We start from the raw sequence: 3,561 nt of genomic DNA on the forward strand, positions 1-3,561 counted from the left end.
TTCCCGCGCGCATTACAAACAGCGCCCGGAAGCAGGTTCCCTCTGGAACAGAAACGAACACGCCCGCAAACAACGCGAACTTGGCTGCGGGCTCACGCTTTACGGTTGGGATGGTGACAACCTCGCCTGGGAAAGCAGTCCGGCACAGAGCGATGGCGAACCCGGCCGCACGGTGCACTACGTCTTCGAACCGGGCACTTTTGTCCCTGTGGCCCAGGCTGTACGGCATGCGCCAATTGATCTGATTGGGCTGCCGGATTACAGCGGTGAATACAGCCTCGATGACGACCCGGTGTGGAATCACAAGGTAACGGCTTTACCGTTTGATGCGTTGGTCTGGTATCAGTGTGATCACCTCGGCACGCCGCAGGAATTGACGGACTCGCACGGCAACATGGCCTGGACCGCGCAGTACAAGGCGTGGGGACAGGTGACGGAGCAGCGTTCGGAGTGGGCGCAGCAGCATGGCGTGATGAACCCGATACGGTTCCAGGGGCAGTATCACGATCATGAGACGGGGCTGCATTACAATCGCTACCGATACTACGATTCTGAGGTAGGGCGTTTCATTTCACAGGACCCGATTGGGCTGGCTGGTGGACTGAACCTTTATCATTACGTACCTAACCCGCTGGAGTGGATTGATCCACTTGGCCTTTCCGCCTCTTCTGATCTACCTCGGATGAAAGGTACGAGTATTCCTCGCGCCGGTAGAACGTTGAACAGCGCCGGATTTTCGAAAACCAAAGACAATGGGGTTAACGAAACCTGGAAGCATGCAGACGGTTCAGAGGTCAGGGTTCACAAGTACGGAAACTTGAATGCCTGCCCTCACAAATCTGGCAACAATGCACACATCCATAAACAGGATCCGTCCAATCATCAACTGGATGATGAGGGTAAAGTTTCCACCGATCCTAATAAAACTCACATTGGCATTCGTAATCCTGCCGATTTACCAGCTGTCCGAGGGAGACCACACGGATCATGAGTTATGAATACAAATTGGTGTTTGACGACAACTCTACAGCTCAGCATGTCATCGACATTGTTAAAGCTAGTAGTGCTTGTGTTCGCTCGGGCGACGGTGATCTTTATTTGAAGGATCACTCGTTGAATAGCAGTGGGGCTTACGATACTCGTCTCATTTATGGGGATGATGAATCCCTGTGGCTCCAAGTGAATTTCCAATCAGCAGAACTGTACGCCCTACTTAAAAAAGCACTCAATGGAAGAAATTTCAGGTGTCTTGAAGATGGGGACGAGGATGAAGAGGTTGGCTTAAATGAGGCCTTCCGCGTGTAGGTTGACTCTCGGTCAAATTGCAGCCGAATAGCCACTTTTTAATCTCTAAAAATTTATGAAATATATCAGGGGCAGGCCACGTTTTTGAAGGTTGATTAAACGCAACCTGCCTCTGATAAAACTCTCTGCCATTGGTGGTCGAAAGACGCGAAATTGATCGAGGCTGCAGTCAACCCTCGTAGTCGAAGGAATGACAACATGAAAGACGCCATTCGCTTGGGCGACTCCACCACTCACGGTGGCAAAGTCCTCGAAGCCTTTTCCCAGACTGACCTCAACGGCAAGCCCATCGCAGGGGTTGGCCACAAAGTCAGTTGTCCTCTGTGCAAAGGCATTTTTCCAATTGCCGAAGGCAGCAGCACTTACACCGTCGATGGAACGCCCATCGCGCTGGACGGCATGAAAACCGCCTGCGGGGCCGCGCTGATTGCCAGTGGCCCGAAAGGAGCGGTGGTCAGTTGAATCCGCGAGGGTGAGCTTTTCGTTCGCCCTCAGGAATACTGCAAGTAAACAACCTGGCTTCATCCATTAAAGGAATAAACATGAAGAACACCGCTTTGATCCTCGCACTGACCGCCGCTCTGGGCACCGTCAATGTTGCTCACGCAGAAGGACCGGACGCCGCTACGTTGAAAGGGATGTACGACACTGGGCGTAACATGTCCGGTCTGATTAACCATTGCGTTGACAAAGGTTTCCTGAAAGCTGAAAGCGCTACGAACGCCAATAAAATGGTGGCGTTTGTTGCTGGTATTCCAGGGCAGATGGACAAGAGCGACGGCGATAAGAACGAGGCCCATGGTCGCAAGGGTGAAGTATTGGACGATGGTCAATACAAAACCCTGGAGGCCAATCTGCCGCCGAGTCTGACGCTGAAGCAGTGGTGCGAGCAGGCGGATCAAGGCATGCGTCAGGGATTGGAGCGTGTGGGTCTGTAATCTCCTTGGTGATTGATCGTTCCCACGCGCAACAATGGAATGCCTCAAGGGACGCTCCGCGTTCCAGTTCGCGAAGGGACGCGGAGCGTGGGAGCGATCAGCGTTGGAGGTTATTTCGCGGAGAACTTCAACACCACGCTGTGGCTGTAAGTCTGCCCCGGATCAAGCCGAGTGCTCGGGAAGTCCGGCTGATTCGGTGAATCCGGATAATGCTGAGTCTCCAGAGTAAACGCGCCCCAGTGCGGATACACCTTGCCACCCTTGCCCTTGACGGTGCCGTCGAGGAAGTTGCTGGTATAGAACTGCACACCCGGTTCCGTGGTGAACAACTGCAGCACGCGACCGGACTGCGGGTCACTCACCTCAGTCGCTACTTTGCCGATATCGCCCTTGGTATCCAGCGCCCAGTTGAAATCGAACCCACCCTGTTTCGGCTCGGCAAATTTCAGCTGCGGATGATCAGCCTTGATGTGCGTGCCGATTGCGGTCGGTTTGCTGAAGTCCATCGGCGTGCCGGCCACGGGTGCCAGTTCGCCGGTCGGGATCAGCTTGGCGGTGACCGGGGTGTAATGGCTGGCGTGCAGGGTGGCGACCTGTTTGAGGATGTCGCCATTGCCGGCGCCGGCGAGGTTGAAGTAGCTGTGGTTGGTCAGGTTGAGCACGGTCGGTTTGTCGGTGCTGGCCTTGTAGTCGATGCGCAGTTCGTTGTTGTCGGTGAGGCGATAGGTCACTTCAGTGGTGAGGTTGCCGGGGAAACCCATTTCGCCGTCCGCCGAGAGATAGGTCAGGGTCACGCCGACCGAATCCTTGTCCTTAGTTTCCTGGGCCTTCCAGACTTTCTTGTCGAAGCCCGATGTGCCGCCGTGCAGCGCGTTGGTCTTGTCGTTCTGCGGCACTTGATAGCGCTTGCCGTCGAGTTCGAACGCGCCTTCGGCGAGGCGATTGCCGAAGCGGCCGATGGTTGCGCCGAAGTAAGCGGTGCCTTTCTGATAGCCCTGCACATCGTCGAAGCCGAGTACGACGTCGTCGAACTTGCCGTGCTTGTCGGCGACTTTCAGCGATTGCAGGGTCGCGCCGTAGGTGATGACGGTGGCTTGCATGCCGTGGCTGTTGCGCAGGATGTATTGCTCGACGGGCGTGCCGTCATTGGTTTTACCGAAGGCTTTGTGTTCGGCGCTGAGGCCGGCCGCGTTGGCGGAGAGGGTGGCGATCATCAGGGACAGTCCGAGGCCGGAGAGCAGGTGACGGGATTGAAGCATGGTTGACCTTCCTTTTTGTTGTTGTTTTCAAAATGGCGCCGATGCCGTGTAGGAGCTGC

The 3,561-nt window shown here is 55.3% G+C and carries 5 protein-coding genes; 4 read left to right on the plus strand and 1 reads right to left on the minus strand.

Features of this window, described 5'->3' with window-relative positions:
- The 4 genes from PMI23_RS27685 to PMI23_RS27700 all read left to right on the plus strand — a co-directional run.
- A partial coding sequence (locus tag PMI23_RS27685; RefSeq protein WP_007950247.1) for an RHS repeat-associated core domain-containing protein occupies positions 1-991 on the plus strand: 991 nt, incomplete at its 5' end.
- On the plus strand, positions 988-1,305 hold the full coding sequence (locus PMI23_RS27690; protein WP_007918682.1) for a hypothetical protein: 318 nt from the start codon (positions 988-990) through the stop codon (positions 1,303-1,305). The genes PMI23_RS27685 and PMI23_RS27690, both read left to right, overlap by 4 nt.
- A gap of 198 nt (positions 1,306-1,503) precedes the next feature.
- A complete protein-coding gene (locus PMI23_RS27695) occupies positions 1,504-1,767 on the plus strand; it encodes a PAAR domain-containing protein (protein ID WP_007918680.1) in 264 nt (87 codons plus the stop codon).
- An 80-nt stretch (positions 1,768-1,847) separates the two neighbouring features.
- Entirely contained in the window at positions 1,848-2,243 is a 396-nt protein-coding gene (locus PMI23_RS27700) for a hypothetical protein (RefSeq protein ID WP_007918678.1), read from the plus strand.
- A 110-nt stretch (positions 2,244-2,353) separates the two neighbouring features.
- On the opposite strand, the gene PMI23_RS27705 is transcribed toward PMI23_RS27700, so the two are convergent.
- Positions 2,354-3,502, minus strand: a complete 1,149-nt coding sequence (locus tag PMI23_RS27705) for an aldose epimerase family protein (RefSeq protein ID WP_007918676.1) — start codon at positions 3,500-3,502, stop codon at positions 2,354-2,356.
- Positions 3,503-3,561 lie beyond the last annotated feature (59 nt).

Origin of the sequence: Pseudomonas sp. GM24 (genome assembly GCF_000282235.1) — a bacterium.
GTDB lineage: Bacteria > Pseudomonadota > Gammaproteobacteria > Pseudomonadales > Pseudomonadaceae > Aquipseudomonas.

What these genes read in the sequence shown, in the direction of transcription:
- PMI23_RS27700 (WP_007918678.1), top strand. Translation starts at nt 1,848, where the DNA reads ATGAAGAACACCGCTTTGATCCTCGCACTGACCGCCGCTCTGGGCACC.
- PMI23_RS27690 (WP_007918682.1), top strand. Translation starts at nt 988, where the DNA reads ATGAGTTATGAATACAAATTGGTGTTTGACGACAACTCTACAGCTCAG.
- PMI23_RS27695 (WP_007918680.1), top strand. Translation starts at nt 1,504, where the DNA reads ATGAAAGACGCCATTCGCTTGGGCGACTCCACCACTCACGGTGGCAAA.
- PMI23_RS27705 (WP_007918676.1), bottom strand. Translation starts at nt 3,502, where the DNA reads ATGCTTCAATCCCGTCACCTGCTCTCCGGCCTCGGACTGTCCCTGATG.